The organism is Rhodanobacter thiooxydans, from assembly GCF_030291135.1.
GTDB classification, from domain to species: Bacteria; Pseudomonadota; Gammaproteobacteria; order Xanthomonadales; family Rhodanobacteraceae; genus Rhodanobacter; species Rhodanobacter thiooxydans_A.
Genome location: NZ_CP127409.1, coordinates 900940 through 916296, shown reverse-complemented (window position 1 = coordinate 916296; position 15357 = coordinate 900940). Strand labels below are relative to the sequence as shown.

Below are 15357 nucleotides of genomic sequence, written 5' to 3'. Positions count from 1 at the left end.
CGCACGAGGGTAAACTGCGCGGTTCGGCGAATCACCCGTTCTGCCTCACGAAACCACGGTACCCACGCGCATGAGCGGCAAGCTTTTCATCAAGACCCACGGCTGCCAGATGAACGAGTACGACTCGGCCAAGATGGCCGACGTGCTGAAGGCCTCGCACGGCCTGGAGCTGACCCAGGACGAGTCCGAGGCGGACGTGATTCTGATCAACACCTGCTCGATCCGCGAGAAGGCGCAGGAGAAGGTGTTCAGCCAGCTCGGCCGCTGGAAGCAGCACAAGCAGGACGGCAAGCCGGTGCTGATCGGTGTCGGCGGCTGCGTGGCCTCGCAGGAAGGCGCGGCGATCGTCAAGCGCGCGCCCTACGTCGACCTGGTATTCGGCCCGCAAACCCTGCACCGCCTGCCCGAGCTGATCGAGGCCCAGCGCGCCACCGGCAAGCCGCAGGTGGACATCAGCTTCCCCGAGATCGAGAAGTTCGACTGCCTGCCGGAGCCACGCGCGGAAGGCCCGACCGCCTTCGTCTCGATCATGGAAGGCTGCTCGAAATACTGCAGCTACTGCGTGGTGCCGTACACCCGCGGCACCGAGATCAGCCGCCCGTTCGATGACGTGCTGGTGGAGGTGGCCAAGCTCGCCGCGCAGGGCGTGCGCGAGGTCAACCTGCTGGGCCAGAACGTCAACGCCTACCGCGGCCCCACCTTCGATGGCGGCGTCGCCGACCTCGCCGTGTTGATCCACGCCATCGCGCAGATCGACGGCATCGGCCGCATCCGCTTCACCACCTCGCATCCGCTGGAATTTTCTGATTCGCTGATCGAGGCCTACGCCAGCGTGCCGCAGCTGGCCAACTACCTGCACCTGCCGGTGCAGGCCGGTTCCGACCGCATCCTTTCCGCGATGAAGCGCGGCTACACCTCGCTGGAGTTCAAGCAGAAGATCCGCAAGCTGCGCGCGGTGCGGCCGGACATCTGCGTGTCGACCGACATCATCGTGGGCTTCCCCGGCGAGACCGACCAAGACTTCGAGAAAACCATGAAGCTGGTCGACGATGTCGGCTTCGACCAGAGCTTCACCTTCATCTTCTCCTCGCGCCCCGGCACGCCGGCGGCGAACCTCGCCGACGACACGCCGATGGCGGTGAAGCACGAGCGCCTCGCGCGCCTGCAGGCCGCCATCAACGCGAACGCGAAAAAGATCAACGAAGCGATGGTCGGCTCCGTGCAGCGCGTGCTGGTGGAAAAGCCCAGCACGCGCAACCCGAACGAACTCAGCGGCCGTACCGAGAACATGCGCTACGTGAACTTCGCCGGCGACGCCCGCCTGATCGGCCAGTTCGTCGACGTGGTGATCACCGACGCAATGGCCAATTCCTTGCGCGGGCGGACGAAGCTGGCTGACGAAGTCGCTGCCTGATGGTGGCAACTTCCTCCCCGGTTGCAGGGGGAGGATAAACGCGCGCCCCGCTGTGCTCCCTGCGTGCAGGGAAAGTTGGGGCGGGGTCGCCCTTCGCTCAATCCAGCCGCTTGCGGAAGCGCAAGATCGCCAGCGCCATCATCGCCAGCGTGAACACCACCAGCGCCAGCACGTCGAGCCACATTTCCCACAAGCCCGCGCCGCGCAGCATCACGCCACGGATCAGGCGCAGGAAATGGGTCAGCGGCAACACCTCGGCGAGCCATTGCACCAGCTTCGGCATGCCGGCGAACGGGAACATGAAGCCCGACAGCAGGATCGACGGCAGGAACACGAAGAAGGTCATCTGCATCGCCTGGAATTGTGACTGCGCGCGCGTGGAAATCAGCAGACCCAATGCAAGGTTGGCGAGGATCAGCAGGCCCGAGGCCAGATACACGTCGAGCACGCTGCCGAGGATCGGCACCGCGAACAGCCACCTGCCGAGCACCAGGATCACGCTGGTCTGCACCAGGCCGATCGCCACGTACGGCAGCACCTTGCCGATCATCAGCTCCGAGCTGGTCAGCGGCGTGGCGATCAGCAGCTCCATGTTGCCGCGCTCGCGTTCGCGCACGATAGCGATGGCGGTGAACAGCACCATCGTCATGGTCATGATCACCCCGATCAGGCCGGGCACGATGTTGACCGCCGAGCGCCGCTGCGGGTTGTAGAAGGCGACCACGCTGATCCGCCCGCTGGCCGGCGTGCTGGTCAGCGGTGCGCGGGTGTCGGGTGCGGCGCTGTCGATCGGTACCTGCATCAATTGCGCGGCGGCGGCCTGCACCGACGTGTCGCTGCCGTCGACCAGGATCTGCGCCACCGCACGGCCGTCGATGCGGCGGCGCTCGAAATCCGGCGGCACCACGATGCCGATGCCGACCTGCCCGCGGCGGATCATCGCCATCAGCTCCTGCGGCGTGTCCGCCCGCGCCACCGGCGCCACCACGCCGGTGGCCAGCATGTCCATCACCAGCGCGCGCGAACCGGCGGTGTTGGCCTGGTCGACGATGCCGGCGTCGAGCCCACGCAGGTTGGTGTTGATCGCGTAGCCGAACAGCACCAGCTGGATCACCGGGATGCCCACCACCATCGCCAGCGTGATGCGGTCGCGGCGCAGCTGGCGCAGCTCCTTGACCACGATCGCCCACAGCCGCCGCCCGTTCATGCGGCGTGCTCCGCGTCGCGGCGCGTGGCAGCAACGAACACGTCTTCGAGATTCGGCGGCGCCGCCGTCAGCGCGGCCTTGTGCCCCGTCGTCGCCAGCGCCTTGTCCATCTCCGGCGTGGCGCCGTCGGCGCCGGTCAGCACGCGCAGGATGTTGCCGACCTGGGCCACCCCGAGCACGCCCGCCACGCCGGCGAGCGCGCGCTGGGCACCGCGCGGGTCGTCCGTTTCGACGGTGAAGGTGCGCCCTTCCAGTTGCGCGGTCAGTTCGCGCGGCGTGCCGTCGGCGACCAGCGTGCCGCGGTCGAGGATGGCCAGCCGGTGGCAGCGCTCGGCCTCGTCCATCAGGTGGGTGGAGACCAGCAGCGTGGTGCCGGCATCGGCCAGCTCGAAGAGCTTTTCCCAGAAGTCGCGGCGCGATTCCGGGTCGACCGCGCTGGTCGGTTCGTCGAGGAACAGCAGCTGCGGCTCGTGCAGCACCGCACAGGCCAGCGCCAGGCGCTGCTTCTGGCCGCCGCTCATGGTGCCGGCCAGTTGCCGCTGGCGATCGCCGAAGTGGTATTGCTCGATCAGCTCGTCGACGCGGCATTTCGTCTTCGCCTTCGGCACGCCCTGGATCGCGGCGAGGAACTCCAGGTTCTCGCGCACGCCGAGGTCCTCGAACAGCGAGAACTTCTGCGTCATGTAGCCGATGCGCGAGCGCAGTTCGTCGGCCTGCGCCGGAATCTTCAGGCCGAGCACCTCGATCTCGCCCTCGCTCGGCGTCAGCAGCCCGCACAGCATGCGGATGGTGGTGGACTTGCCCGAGCCGTTCGGGCCGAGGAAGCCGTAGACGCGCCGCGATGGCACGTCGAGATCGACGTGATCGACCGCCACCAGTTTGCCGAAGCGCCGGGTCAGGCCACGCGCGCGGATCGCCACGCCGTCGGCGTCGGCCTTCATTTCGCCGGCCCGCGAAACTCGACGCGCACCGGCAGGCCGGCGGGCAGTTCCGCCGCGTCCGCGCCCAGCGCGACTTCGGCCAGATAGCTCAGCCGCGCCGCGTCGTCGCCGATCAGTGCGTAGTACGGGGTGAAGTCCGGCTCGCTGCGGATCATGCGCAGCTTGCCGGCATAGGGTTTTTCGCGGCCGGCCACGAACACGTCGATGGCGTCGCCGACATGCATGCCGGCGCGCTGCTGCACCGGCACGTAGATGCGCGCATACGGCGCGTCGCCGGCCAGCAGGATCGCCAGTGGCGCGCCGACCGGCGCCTGGTCACCCAGCCGGTACGGCAGACTGTCGATGCGGCCGGCGCGCGGCGCCACAAGCGACAGCTTGCCCAGCAGCACCTGCTGCGCATCGACTTGCGCCTGCGCCGCCGCAACGGCGGCCTGCGCCTGCGCGAGCTGCTCCGGGCGGGTGCCGTGCAGCAGTTCGTCCAGCGCCGCCTGTGCCGCCGCCACCTGGCCATCCGCATTGCCCGCCGCGGCGCGGGCGCGATCGAGATCGGCCGCGGCCACGTAACCGTTGCCCTTCAGCGGCGCCAGCCGCGCGTAATAAGCCCGCGCCTCGCGCGCCTGCGCCTGGGCCGCCGCCAGGTTCGCGCGGGCCTTGGCGATGTCCTCGCGGCGCGGCCCGGTTTCCAGCTCGGCCAACAGCTCGCGTTGCTGTTGTAGTTGGGCTTCGACCGCCGCGAGCTGGGCGCGGGTATGCGCGGGGTCCAGTTGCAGCAGCGGCTGACCGACCTTGACCTGCTCGCCCTCGCGCACGTCGACCGTCACGATGCGCTCGGCAGCTGGCGCCGGCAACGTGATGCGATCGAACTCGAGCGTGCCCAGCGCCTGCGGCACCTGCTTGCTGCAACCGGCGGGAGCGGCGAGCACCAGCGCCGCCAGCGACTGGCAGATCACGGTCGTGAATTTCATGCGGGTTCTCCACGTTTCGTCGTGCCAACGCCCTGCCCCAGCAAGGCCAGCGTGTGTTCGAGCATGATCCCGGGCCCCAGTGCCTCGGCCTCGAACGCGCGTCGCCAGATCGGCGCGCCGGCGGCAGGGAACAGGGTCAGGCCGACCAGCGAAACGACCAGCAGGCGAGGGTCCAGCGCCGCGTTCAGCCGTCCATTTGCCTGCGCCGCGGCGAAGCGTTGCGCCAGCAACTGCGGCACACCCGGCACGGCCCGGTCGAACAGCACCTCGCGCAGCGCGCCGCCCTCGCACAGCACTTCACGCACCCACAGCGGCGGCAGCCAGGGATGGCCGGCCACGATCTCGCTGATGCCGCGCACGAAGGCTTCGGTCAGTGCGACCGGGTCACTGTCGGCATGCTCCAGCTGCGCGCGCAGCGGCGCCAGCGCCGGCAGCAAGCGCTCGTCGATCACGGCATGCAGCAGCCGCGCCTTGTCGCCGAAGTAGTAATGCAGCATCGCCGGGGTGACGCCCGCTTCGGTGGCGATCGCCCGCAACGGGGTGGCGGCGATGCCCGTGCACGCGAACTGCGCGAGCGCCGCATCCAGCAGACGCCGGCGCAGGTCCTGTTCGTCGCCGCGGGGGCGTCCGGCCCGGCGCGCCGGTTTTGCGCGTTTGCCTGAGGTAGTCATGCATTGAAATTAATTCATCATTTAATTATTTGCAAGCCGATCGCTGGCAGCGGCCCCCGGCATGGCCCTTCCAGCGCCGCCGCGCTACTCTCGCGCCCCTATGAGCGAACTCAACCAGCGCGACTTCACCCTCGATCCCGACGACAATGCCCGCCTCGCCAACCTGTGCGGGCCATTCGACGAGCACCTGCGCCAGGTTGAGCTGCGCCTGGGCGTGGAGATCAACCACCGCGGCAGCATCTTCCAGGTGATCGGCGAGAACGATCCCGCCAGGGCCGCCGAGAAAGTGCTGCGTGCGCTGTACGCCAACACCGCCGACGAGGCACTGACCGGCGCCAAGATCAACCTGCAGCTGGCCGAATCGGGCGTCGACGCGATCGCCGAGGCGGATGCCGGGGAAGCCCAGGAAGTCGTCATCAAGGTCAAGCGCGGCGTGATCAAGGGCCGCGGCCCGAACCAGGCGCGCTACTTGCACGCGATCGCCAGCCACGACATCAACTTCGGCGTGGGCCCGGCCGGCACCGGCAAGACTTATCTCGCCGTGGCCAGCGCGGTCGAGGCGCTGGAGGCGAACCGGGTACAGCGGCTGATCCTGGTGCGCCCCGCGGTCGAAGCCGGCGAGAAGCTGGGCTTCCTGCCCGGCGACCTGTCGCAGAAGGTCGACCCCTACCTGCGCCCGCTGTACGACGCGCTGTACGAGATGCTCGGCTTCGAGAAGGTGGCCAAGCTGATCGAGCGCAACGTGATCGAGATCGCGCCGCTGGCCTACATGCGCGGACGCACGCTCAACGATTCCTACGTGATCCTCGACGAGGCGCAGAACACCACGGTCGAGCAGATGAAGATGTTCCTCACCCGGATTGGTTTCGGCACGGTGGCGGTGATCACCGGCGACGTCACCCAGGTCGACCTGCCACGCAGCACCCGTTCGGGCCTGCGCCAGGCGGTCGAGGTCCTGCGCGGCGTGGGCGGCATCAGCTTCACCTTCTTCACCTCGCGCGACGTGGTGCGCCACCCGCTGGTGGCGAAGATCGTGCGGGCGTACGAGGCGTTCGAGCAGAAGGCCGAGGACGGCGAATGAGCGCGCCGGTGACGCTCGCCGTCGGCTACGCCGTGTCGCGCGCCGGCCTGCCCGCCCCGGCCAGCTTCCGCCGCTGGGTTGAAGCCGCCCTGCATGGCGCGAAACGGCGCAAGAGCACCGAACTGGCCATACGCATCGTCGACGCCGACGAGGGCCGCGCGCTCAATCGCAACTACCGCGGCAAGGACTACGCCACCAACGTGCTGTCGTTCCCGGTCGAACTGCCACCCGGAGTGGCATTGCCGCTGATCGGCGACCTGGCGATCTGCGCGCCGGTGGTCCTGCGCGAAGCGGCCGAACAGGGCAAGTCCGCGCGCGACCACTGGGCCCACCTCACCATCCACGGCGTGCTGCACCTGCTTGGCCACGACCATGTCGAGGACGCTGAGGCCGAGCAGATGGAGGCATTGGAAACGCGCATCCTGGCCGGGCTCGGCATCGCCGATCCTTACGCCTGACATGCTTTGCCCCCTCCCCTGCGCGCAGGGAGAGGAGCAAAGCCACCACGCTTGTGCCCTGAACCGTCACGTTTTTTCCGCTAGAATCGGTCTTCCGCCCGGTTTCGGGCAGAATCCCAACGAGTAATGAGCGACGACCCCGGCAGTACCAGCGGCCCGGCCCACCGAACCTGGTGGGATCGACTGGGCCACATGTTTTCCGGCGAACCGCGCAACCGCGATGAATTGATCGAGGAACTGCGCTCCGCCCAGACCAACGGACTGCTGTCCGTCGACACCCTCACCATGGTCGAGGGTGCGATCAAGGTCACCGAACTGAGCGTGGACGACGTGATGGTGCCGCGCGCGCAGATCGTGATGCTGCCGGCTGACTCGCCACTGCCCGACATCCTCGCCGCCGTGGTCGAATCCGGCCACTCGCGCTTCCCCGTGCATGGCGAAGACAAGGACGAGATCCTCGGCATCCTGCTGGCCAAGGACCTGTTGAAGTACTTCGGTGCCGTCGAACACTTCGACATCCGCGCGATCATGCGCCCGGCCGTGCTGATCCCCGAGTCGATGCGGTTGAACGTGCTGCTGGAAGAGTTCCGCCTGACCCGCAACCACATGGCGCTGGTGGTCAACGAATACGGCGGCGTCGCCGGCCTGGTGACCATCGAGGACGTGCTGGAGCAGATCGTCGGCGAGATCGACGACGAGCACGACGACGAGGAAGCACCCGAGCTGATGCACGAGCAGCCCGGCGGCGACTGGCTGGTCAGCGCGCTGACCCCGATCGAGGACTTCAACGAGCAGACCGGCGCCGACTTTCCCGACGAGGAATACGACACCGTCGGCGGCATGGTCACGGCCGAGTTCGGCCACCTGCCCGAAGTCGGCGAGGAAGTCGCCATCGGCGACTACCTGTTCCACGTCACCGAAGCCGACGACCGCCGCGTGCAGGCATTCCGCGTGATACGGCAATAGACCCTGCCGCACTCGCAGCGCAGGGTGGGCTATACCCGCCCTTACGCCAGCGAGGGCTTCGCTGGCGTACTCATGCGCGCATGTCCTCCAGCTCGATGCCCTTGGTCTCGCGCACGCTAGCCAGCACGAACAGCAGCGACAGCAGCGCGAAGCCGGCGTACAGGCCGTAGGCGAAGGTCAGGCCCAGCTCGGCCAGCGCCGGGAACGTGCTGGTGATCGCGAAGTTCGCCAGCCACTGCGCCGCCGCGGCCACCGCCAGCGCGGTGGCGCGGATCCGGTTGGGGAACATCTCGCCCAGCAGCACCCATACCACCGGGCCCCAGCTCACCCCGAAGAACACCACGTAGGCGTTCGCCGCGACCAGCGCCACCATGCCGGTGGCACCGGGCAGGCTCAGCGTGGCGCCGCTGCCGGTGGCCTGCGAGAAGCACCACGCCATCAGCCCCAGGGTGATCGCCATGCCGGCCGAGCCAACCACCAGCAAGGGCTTGCGGCCGACCTTGTCGACCAGCGCGATCGCCACCAGGGTCACCAGCACGTTGACGATCGAGGTAACCACGGTGATGGTGAACGAATCAGCCTCGCTGAAACCGACCGAATGCCACAAGGTGGACGAGTAGTAGAAGATCACGTTGATGCCCACGAACTGCTGGAACACCGACAGCAGGATGCCGATCCACACCACCGGCAGCAGCCCGGCGGTCTTGCCGCACAGGTCGCGCAGGCGCGGCTTGTGCTCCGAGCGCAGGCTGTCCTCGATGTCATGCAGCTTGCTTTCCAGTGCAGCCTCGCTGTGCATGTTCAGCACGCTGCGCAGCACCGCCCGCGCCTCGTCGATACGGCCCTTGGCGACCAGGTGCCGCGGTGATTCCGGCACGCCCAGCACCAGGGTGCCGTAGACCAGCGCCGGCAGCGTCGCCACCAGGAACATCCAGCGCCACGCGGCCAGCCCGAACCACAACGGTGCCGCTGCGCCGCCGGATACCCCGGCCAGCCACGCATCACTCAGCAGCGCGGCGAAGATGCCCAGCACGATCGCCAGCTGCTGCATCGAACCGAGCCGGCCGCGGATATGCGCGGGCGACACCTCGGCAATGTAGGTCGGTGCGATCACCGAGGCCACACCCACACCGATGCCGCCGACCAGCCGCCACAGGATCAGGTCCCACACGGCACTGGCCAGGCCCGAGCCGAGCGCTGCAGCGACCAGCAATACCGCGGCGACCTGCATGGTGCGCACGCGGCCGAAGCGGTTCGCCAGCATGCCGGCATACCAGGCACCCAGCGCCGATCCGAGCAAGGCGCAGGACACCGCGAAACCGGTCTGCGCCGCGTCCAGGGTAAAGCCGCCGCGGATCGCGTCGACCGCACCGTTGATCACCGCCGTGTCGAAACCGAACAGGAAGCCGCCCAGCGCCGCCGCCGCCGAGATCAGCACCACCCGCGCGGTGGCGCGTTGGCCCAGCCCGTCACCCGTCATGTCCATCGTGCTCATCGCGTCTCCCCAACGTCATGGCATCAAGATGCGCCCGAGTCTGCACTGCGGATCCCGGCCGTGTCCGGTTGAATACGTATGCAGTCGCCTGCGGGCAAGCCGATGGCGCCGAGCCTATGCCGGCGCGTTGATCACCGCCAGGAAATCGCGGCCGTAGCGCTTGAGCTTGGCTTCGCCGACGCCGCTGATGGTGGCCAGCTCGTCCTCGTTGGCCGGCATCGCGCGCAGCATCGCCAGCAAGGTGGCGTCGTGGAACACCACGTACGGCGGCACGCCCTGCTGCTTCGCCAGTTGCGTGCGCAGCGCGCGCAACGCATCCCAGGTGGATTGCTCGTAGGCCTCGATGCCGAGGCTGCCGCCGCCGGTGACCAGCTTGCTGTCGCGGCGGCGCCGGCTGGCACGTTCGGGGCGGGCGTCCTCGCGCAGCTTCACCTGGCGGCCGCCGTTGAGCACGCTGCGGCTGGCGGCGGTGAGACGCAGGGTGCCGTAGCCTTCGGCGTCGGCTTCGAGCAGGCCGGCAGCGAGCAACTGGCGGAACACCGAGCGCCATTGCTTCTCGTCCATCTCCGCGCCGATGCCGAAGGTGCTGAGCCGGTGATGGTCGAGGCCGAGCACGCGCTCGGTCTCCTCGCCGCGCAGCACATCGATCACGTGGCCGGAACCGAAGCGCTGCCCGGTGCGATACACCGCCGACAGCGCCTTCTGCGCCGGCATCGTGGCATCCCAGGTCTTCGGCGGCGCGAGGCAGTTGTCGCAATGGCCGCAGGAGCCGGGATGAGTCTCGCCGAACGCGCCGAGCAACAGCTGGCGACGGCAACCGGTGGCCTCGGCATAGGCCAGCAGCGACTCCAGCTTCTGTCGTTCCACGCGTTTGCGCTCGTCGGCCGATTCGGACTGCGCGATCATCTGGCTCATGGTGACCACGTCGGACAGGCCGTAGATCATCCACGCCTCGGCCGGCAGCCCGTCGCGGCCGGCGCGGCCGGTTTCCTGGTAATAGCCCTCGATGCTGCGCGGCAGGTCCAGGTGCGCCACGAAGCGCACGTCGGGCTTGTCGATGCCCATGCCGAACGCCACCGTGGCGACCATCACCACGCCGTCCTCGCGCAGGAAACGCTGCTGGTTCTTCGCGCGGGTCGTCGCATCCAGCCCGGCGTGGTACGGCAGCGCCTCGACACCGAGTTCGGCCAGCCACTCGGCGGTGTCGTCCACCTTGCGCCGGCTGAGGCAGTACACGATGCCGGATTCACCCTGGTGGCCCTGCAGGAATTCGGTGAGCTGGCGCTTGGCGTTCTGGCGCAGGCCGACCCGGTAGCCGATGTTGGGGCGATCGAAACTGGACACGAACTGCCGCGCGTTCTGCAGCGAAAGCCGCTCGACGATCTCCTCGCGCGTGCGCGGGTCGGCGGTGGCGGTGAGCGCGATGCGCGGCACGTCCGGGAAACGCTGGTGCAGGATCGCCAGCTCGCGGTACTCGGGGCGGAAGTCGTGGCCCCACTGCGACACGCAGTGCGCCTCGTCGATCGCGAACAGCGCCACCTCGGTGCGTTCGAGCTGGCCGAGGAAACGCTGGGTCAGCAGGCGTTCCGGCGCCACGTAGAGCAGGTTCAGCTCACCGGCCTGCAGCTGGCGTTCGACCTCGCGCTGCGCTTCCGCGCCGAGGCTGGAGTTGAGATAGGCCGCCGCCACGCCCGCTTCGCGCAGCGCATCGACCTGGTCCTGCATCAGCGCGATCAGCGGCGACACCACGATGCCGGTGCCCTGCCGGATGAGCGCGGGGATCTGGTAGCACAGCGACTTGCCGCCGCCGGTGGGCATCAGCACCAGCGCGTCGCCGCCCTCGGCGAGATGCTCGACGACGGCCTGTTGCTGGCCGCGGAAACTGGGATAGCCGAAAACGCTTTGCAGCAGGTCGAGGGCGGAAGCTTTCATCGGCTGCATGGTAACAAACCGGCCTGGTCCGGCCGCCGGAGATGGCTGCGACGACGCGTCGGCAGCACCGCCGCTCAGGCGTCCGGCATGCCCCACAGCGCGTGGTCGAGATCGCCATCCAGGCCGAACCGCGACAACGGCACGCGGCCGTTCTTCACCTCGACGCCTTCGCCACGCAGGCGTCGGGACTGCTCGCGGAAACCGCGGCTGCCAACCGGCATCGCGATGTGTCCGCTGGAGCGCAGCACGCGGTACCAAGGCAACTCCATGCCGTCGGGCACCTCGCCGAGCAACCGGCCGACCAGCCGCGCCCGTCCCGGCAACCCCGCACGCGCGGCGATCGCGCCGTAGCTGGCGACGCGGCCGCGCGGAATCGCGGCGATGGCGGCATAGATGCGGGCAGCGGCCTCATTCATGGTTCACGCAACGCTAGCAGGTACACGTGGCAGAGTAGCTTCCGACCCTCGCCGACGGAAGCCGCCGCATGCGCCATTTCGAAGCCGTGCGTTCCCACATCGGCAGCCTGCACGAGCTGCGCCAGAACGATCCCTACCTGATCAGCTTCGACCTGAAACTGGCGCCGGATCGCTATCAGGGGATCTACCTGGCCGAGCTGGAGGACGAGGCGGGACTGCGCTACCTGCGCGTTTCCACCCCGATCGGCCCGCTCGCCGGCACCAATCCCGTCCGTTGCCTGCGCTTCAACTGGCAGCAGCGCACCGGCTTCCTCGCGGTGGCCGACCTGGATGGCTCGCCGTACCTGCACCTGTGCGAAAACCGCCCCTACGAATTCCTCGATCGCGCCGAGCTGCAGCGCGTGGTGCGCGAACTGGGCGTGCTCGGCGACCAGCTGGAGCAGCTCATCGCCACCGGCCACGATTCGCTGTAGCCGCGTCCCGCCCCGTCAGAACAGCAGACGGAACGCCACCACCAAGCCATAAGCCAGCAGCGCGGTGACCGGCAGGGTCAGGATCCAAGCCCACACCATGCGCTCGACCACCGACCAGCGGATCGCGTTGAAGCGCTTGGCCGCGCCCACACCCATGATCGAGGCGGACACGTTGTGGGTGGTCGACACGGGAATGCCGAACACCGATGCCACCAGGATCACGGCGGCGGAGCTGGTTTCAGCGGCGAAGCCATTGATCGGATGCAGCTTGACCATCTTGTGGCCGAGCGTCTTGATGATGCGCCAGCCGCCACCGGCGGTACCGGCAGCCATGGTCAGCGCGGAAACCACCTTCACCCACACCGGAATCTCGAAACCGCCGGCGGGATTGCCTTCGACGCGCAGGAAACCCAGCCATACCGGCAGGTGGTCGAACTGGTGCGCCGCAGTGGCGCCAGCCAGCGCCAGCGCGATGATGCCCATGCTCTTCTGCGCGTCGTTCATGCCGTGCGCCACGCCCATCGCGCTGGCCGAGACGATCTGCGCCTTGCCGAAGAACGCGTTGACGAACGGGGTGCGCCCGAACCGCCGCGACCAACCCCGCCGGTTGGCGAACCATGCCAGCAGCGCGTACAGCGCCCCCATCAGCGCGAAGCCGATGATGAAGCCGGCCAGCGGCGACAGCACCATCGGGATGATCACTTTCGGGATCACGCCGTGGCCCTTCAGCCAGCTGCCCTCGACCCAGATCACCGAGGCGAAGTTGTTGTCCGCGGCGGCCAGCGCCGCGCCCACCAGCGAACCGACCAGTGCGTGGCTGGAGCTGGACGGCAGGCCCAGCCACCAGGTGATCAGGTTCCACACGATCGCCGCCAGCAGTGCGCAGATCAGCAGCTGCGAGCTCATCTCGATCACCCCGGCGTTGATCAGCCCGGAAGCGATGGTGGCCGCCACCGCGGTGCCCATGAACGCACCGGCCAGGTTGGTGCCCGCCGCCAGCAGCACCGCCTGGCCCGGGGTGAGCACCTTGGTTGCCACCACCGTGGCGATCGAGTTGGCGGTGTCGTGGAAACCGTTGATGTAGGTGAAGACCAGCGCGATCACCACCACCGCGATGACGATGCTCATGCGCGGCCCCCGGCCAGGGACGGGCGGACGCTCGGTGCCGGCGCCGCCGGGCAGTGCGGAATGCGCAGGGTCACGGGCGTGGCCTCAGGAGTTCTTCAGCACGATCGAATAGACGATGTTGCCGACGTCGCGGCACTTGTCGATGGCCTTTTCGATCAGCTCGAACAGGTCTTTCGCCAGCATCGCCCGCATCGCATCGCCGCCCTCCATGTACAGCGTGCGGTACGGCGCCAGCAGCATGCGGTCGCCTTCCGATTCCAGCGCCTGCAAGCGGTCCTGCAGCTTCTTCACCGGGTCGATGCGCAGGCCGCGGCGCAGCTCGCCGATCATTTCGGCGACCACCTCGCTGGAACGCTGCAGCACCAGCGTGCGCTGGGCGAATTCCACCCCGGCCAGGCGATCGGCCACGATCTCGTAACGCTCGGCGAACTTCTCGATGGTCTTGGGAATCTTGTACAGCGCCGAATTCAGCGCCTCGATGTCCTCGCGGTCGAGCGCGGTGACGAAGGTGTTCACCAGCCCCTCGCTGATCTGCGCGGCCAGCGCCTTCTCGCGCGCGCGCGTGGCGGTGAATGCCGCCATCACCGGGCCGCGGTCGGGCTGGGTCAGCAGTTCGTGCAGGGCCCTGGCGCTTTCGCTGACGGTGGCGGCGCTCTGTTCGAGCAGGCCGTAGAACTTGTCGCCTTTGCCGAAAATCGTCTGCAGTGAAAACATGCGGGCCATGCCTGAGGGGATCGGGATGACCGGAATGTTACAGGACTGTCGTGCTGCCCTGCATCAATGCCCGGCCCTGCCGGGGTGATGCGAAAGCCCCGCAGCCCTTACACTGTGCCCATGCGCCCTCCCCCATCATCGCCGCGATGCTGACCGAAATCGCGCTCGTGCTCGTGCTGGCCCTGTGCAACGGCTTCTTCGCGCTGTCGGAGATGGCGCTGGTGGCCTCGCGCAAGAGCCGCCTCAAGCAGATGGCGCGGAACAGCCGCAAGGCCGCCACGGCCCTGCGGCACGCCGAGGCGCCGGAGCACTTCCTGTCCACCGTGCAGGTCGGCATCACCTTGGTGATGCTGATCACCGGCGCAGTGGCCGGCGATGCGCTGGGCGCCCATATTGCCAATGCCCTGCAAGGCGGGCACCTGGCGTGGCTGCTGCCGTATGCGCGGATCATCGGCATCGTGCTCGGTTTCGCGCTGATCTCGTTCATCCAGATCGTGGTCGGCGAACTGGTGCCCAAGCGGCTGGCGCTGGCGGCGCCGGAAAAGGTGTCGTCGTACGTGGCGATCCCGATGCTGCTGCTGTCGCGGCTGACCGCGCCGTTCGTGTGGCTGCTGAACGCGTCGAGCAACCAGCTGCTGCGCCTGCTGCGGGTGGATGGGCAAGGCAGCGGCGTGGTCACCGAGGAGGAAATCCGCCTGCTGGTCGCCGAGAGCGCCGAACAGGGCGTGCTCGACCCGGACGAACACAACATGGTCAACCGCGTACTGCGCCTGGGCGACCGCACGGTGGACAGCGTGATGACCCCACGCATGCGCATCGCCTGGCTGGACATCGCGGCAACCCGCGAGGAGAACTTCGAGGTGCTGCGCGAGACCCCGTATTCGTGCTACCCGGTGTATCGCGGCAACGAGAGCGACGTGGTCGGCGTGGTCGAGGTCAAGCGCCTGCTGCGCAGCTTCGCCGAAGGCACGCCGGAGCTGTTCGGCCACTTGGCCAAGCCGCTGTTCGTGCCGGCCACCGCGCGCGCGCTGGACCTGCTGGAAGAATTCCGCGACGCCGAGACGCCGCTGGCGCTGGTGGTCGACGAGTACGGCGACATCGAAGGCGTGGTCACCGTCAACGACCTGCTGGCAGCGGTGGTCGGCGCCAGCCAGATCGGCCACGCCGGCAGCAACGAGGACAGCCCGATCATGCAGCGCGCCGACGGCAGCTGGCTGATCGACGGCAGCCTGTCCACCGACGACCTGCGCGAACTGCTGCAGATCGGCGAACTGCCCGGCGAGGAGGAGCACGACTACCGCACCGCCGCCGGCATGGTGATGACCGCCCTGGGCCACATCCCGCAAACCGGCGAAGTGTTCGCCTGGCACGGCATCCGCTTCGAGGTGGTCGACCTGGACGGCGCGCGCATCGACAAGCTGCTGGTCACGCCGGCGCCGTCGCTGGAACTTTCTGACGACGAGCAGTAGAAGTCATAACTCCTCCCCCTGCCTGGC

At 68.2% G+C, this 15357-nt stretch carries 15 protein-coding genes; 6 read left to right on the top strand and 9 right to left on the bottom strand.

All coding sequences use genetic code 11. The features are described from left to right. Nucleotides 1-70: 70 nt before the first annotated feature. Nucleotides 71-1414, top strand: a complete 1344-nt coding sequence (miaB, locus tag QQA13_RS03960) for a tRNA (N6-isopentenyl adenosine(37)-C2)-methylthiotransferase MiaB (RefSeq protein WP_108471002.1) — start codon at nt 71-73, stop codon at nt 1412-1414. Between the two features lie 97 nt (nt 1415-1511). On the opposite strand, the gene QQA13_RS03955 is transcribed toward miaB, so the two are convergent. Genes QQA13_RS03955 through QQA13_RS03940 form a run of 4 tightly spaced genes read right to left on the bottom strand, consistent with a single transcriptional unit; the run spans nt 1512 to nt 5198 of the window. Beyond that, nucleotides 1512-2621: an ABC transporter permease gene (locus QQA13_RS03955; RefSeq protein WP_108471001.1), complete on the bottom strand. Its 1110-nt coding sequence runs from the start codon at nt 2619-2621 to the stop codon at nt 1512-1514. Beyond that, nucleotides 2618-3562, bottom strand: a complete 945-nt coding sequence (locus QQA13_RS03950) for an ABC transporter ATP-binding protein (RefSeq protein WP_108471000.1) — start codon at nt 3560-3562, stop codon at nt 2618-2620. Before QQA13_RS03950 ends, QQA13_RS03955 begins: the two co-directional genes overlap by 4 nt. After that, nucleotides 3559-4527: an HlyD family secretion protein gene (locus tag QQA13_RS03945; protein ID WP_108470999.1), complete on the bottom strand. Its 969-nt coding sequence runs from the start codon at nt 4525-4527 to the stop codon at nt 3559-3561. The genes QQA13_RS03950 and QQA13_RS03945 overlap by 4 nt, the downstream gene beginning before the upstream one ends. Next, nucleotides 4524-5198 carry a TetR/AcrR family transcriptional regulator gene (locus tag QQA13_RS03940; RefSeq protein ID WP_108470998.1) on the bottom strand — a complete coding sequence of 225 codons (675 nt, stop codon included), beginning with the start codon at nt 5196-5198 and terminating at the stop codon, nt 4524-4526. Before QQA13_RS03940 ends, QQA13_RS03945 begins: the two co-directional genes overlap by 4 nt. Before the next feature lie 100 nt (nt 5199-5298). On the opposite strand from QQA13_RS03940, the gene QQA13_RS03935 reads away from it, so the two are divergent. The 3 genes from QQA13_RS03935 (at nt 5299) to QQA13_RS03925 (ending at nt 7703) form a co-directional block, all read left to right on the top strand. Beyond that, nucleotides 5299-6279, top strand: coding sequence for a PhoH family protein (locus QQA13_RS03935; RefSeq protein WP_108470997.1), 981 nt, complete (start codon nt 5299-5301; stop codon nt 6277-6279). Further along, complete coding sequence (ybeY, locus tag QQA13_RS03930; protein ID WP_108470996.1) at nt 6276-6737, top strand: rRNA maturation RNase YbeY; 462 nt, start codon at nt 6276-6278, stop codon at nt 6735-6737. Before QQA13_RS03935 ends, ybeY begins: the two co-directional genes overlap by 4 nt. A gap of 126 nt (nt 6738-6863) precedes the next feature. Then, nucleotides 6864-7703, top strand: coding sequence for an HlyC/CorC family transporter (locus QQA13_RS03925; protein ID WP_108470995.1), 840 nt, complete (start codon nt 6864-6866; stop codon nt 7701-7703). Nucleotides 7704-7773: 70 nt separating this feature from the next. Here QQA13_RS03925 and QQA13_RS03920 read toward each other — a convergent pair whose 3' ends face one another. The 3 genes from QQA13_RS03920 to QQA13_RS03910 all read right to left on the bottom strand — a co-directional run bounded on the left by QQA13_RS03920 (nt 7774) and on the right by QQA13_RS03910 (nt 11546). Beyond that, nucleotides 7774-9198 carry a sugar porter family MFS transporter gene (locus QQA13_RS03920; protein WP_108470994.1) on the bottom strand — a complete coding sequence of 475 codons (1425 nt, stop codon included), beginning with the start codon at nt 9196-9198 and terminating at the stop codon, nt 7774-7776. A gap of 114 nt (nt 9199-9312) precedes the next feature. After that, nucleotides 9313-11130, bottom strand: a complete 1818-nt coding sequence (recQ, locus tag QQA13_RS03915) for a DNA helicase RecQ (RefSeq protein WP_108470993.1) — start codon at nt 11128-11130, stop codon at nt 9313-9315. A gap of 74 nt (nt 11131-11204) precedes the next feature. Beyond that, nucleotides 11205-11546 carry an MGMT family protein gene (locus QQA13_RS03910; RefSeq protein ID WP_108470992.1) on the bottom strand — a complete coding sequence of 114 codons (342 nt, stop codon included), beginning with the start codon at nt 11544-11546 and terminating at the stop codon, nt 11205-11207. A gap of 68 nt (nt 11547-11614) precedes the next feature. Between QQA13_RS03910 and QQA13_RS03905 the strand changes: the two genes are divergently transcribed. Continuing rightward, entirely contained in the window at nt 11615-12019 is a 405-nt protein-coding gene (locus QQA13_RS03905) for a hypothetical protein (RefSeq protein WP_108470991.1), read from the top strand. Nucleotides 12020-12034: 15 nt separating this feature from the next. Here the strand turns inward: QQA13_RS03905 and QQA13_RS03900 are convergent, their stop codons facing one another. Both QQA13_RS03900 and QQA13_RS03895 read right to left on the bottom strand, forming a co-directional pair. Beyond that, a complete protein-coding gene (locus QQA13_RS03900; protein WP_108470990.1) occupies nt 12035-13147 on the bottom strand; it encodes an inorganic phosphate transporter in 1113 nt (370 codons plus the stop codon). A gap of 84 nt (nt 13148-13231) precedes the next feature. After that, on the bottom strand, nt 13232-13861 hold the full coding sequence (locus QQA13_RS03895; RefSeq protein ID WP_108471173.1) for a DUF47 domain-containing protein: 630 nt from the start codon (nt 13859-13861) through the stop codon (nt 13232-13234). A gap of 146 nt (nt 13862-14007) precedes the next feature. Between QQA13_RS03895 and QQA13_RS03890 the strand changes: the two genes are divergently transcribed. After that, on the top strand, nt 14008-15330 hold the full coding sequence (locus tag QQA13_RS03890) for a hemolysin family protein (RefSeq protein WP_108470989.1): 1323 nt from the start codon (nt 14008-14010) through the stop codon (nt 15328-15330). Nucleotides 15331-15357: the final 27 nt, after the last annotated feature.

Excerpts from the sequence above, each read along its gene's own strand:
- QQA13_RS03905 (WP_108470991.1), top strand. The coding sequence starts at position 11,615 with ATGCGCCATTTCGAAGCCGTGCGTTCCCACATCGGCAGCCTGCACGAG.
- QQA13_RS03910 (WP_108470992.1), bottom strand. The coding sequence starts at position 11,546 with ATGAATGAGGCCGCTGCCCGCATCTATGCCGCCATCGCCGCGATTCCG.
- ybeY (WP_108470996.1), top strand. The coding sequence starts at position 6,276 with ATGAGCGCGCCGGTGACGCTCGCCGTCGGCTACGCCGTGTCGCGCGCC.
- QQA13_RS03890 (WP_108470989.1), top strand. The coding sequence starts at position 14,008 with ATGCTGACCGAAATCGCGCTCGTGCTCGTGCTGGCCCTGTGCAACGGC.
- miaB (WP_108471002.1), top strand. The coding sequence starts at position 71 with ATGAGCGGCAAGCTTTTCATCAAGACCCACGGCTGCCAGATGAACGAG.
- QQA13_RS03920 (WP_108470994.1), bottom strand. The coding sequence starts at position 9,198 with ATGAGCACGATGGACATGACGGGTGACGGGCTGGGCCAACGCGCCACC.
- QQA13_RS03935 (WP_108470997.1), top strand. The coding sequence starts at position 5,299 with ATGAGCGAACTCAACCAGCGCGACTTCACCCTCGATCCCGACGACAAT.
- QQA13_RS03940 (WP_108470998.1), bottom strand. The coding sequence starts at position 5,198 with ATGACTACCTCAGGCAAACGCGCAAAACCGGCGCGCCGGGCCGGACGC.
- QQA13_RS03925 (WP_108470995.1), top strand. The coding sequence starts at position 6,864 with ATGAGCGACGACCCCGGCAGTACCAGCGGCCCGGCCCACCGAACCTGG.
- QQA13_RS03895 (WP_108471173.1), bottom strand. The coding sequence starts at position 13,861 with ATGTTTTCACTGCAGACGATTTTCGGCAAAGGCGACAAGTTCTACGGC.
- QQA13_RS03900 (WP_108470990.1), bottom strand. The coding sequence starts at position 13,147 with ATGAGCATCGTCATCGCGGTGGTGGTGATCGCGCTGGTCTTCACCTAC.
- QQA13_RS03945 (WP_108470999.1), bottom strand. The coding sequence starts at position 4,527 with ATGAAATTCACGACCGTGATCTGCCAGTCGCTGGCGGCGCTGGTGCTC.
- QQA13_RS03955 (WP_108471001.1), bottom strand. The coding sequence starts at position 2,621 with ATGAACGGGCGGCGGCTGTGGGCGATCGTGGTCAAGGAGCTGCGCCAG.
- QQA13_RS03950 (WP_108471000.1), bottom strand. The coding sequence starts at position 3,562 with ATGAAGGCCGACGCCGACGGCGTGGCGATCCGCGCGCGTGGCCTGACC.
- recQ (WP_108470993.1), bottom strand. The coding sequence starts at position 11,130 with ATGAAAGCTTCCGCCCTCGACCTGCTGCAAAGCGTTTTCGGCTATCCC.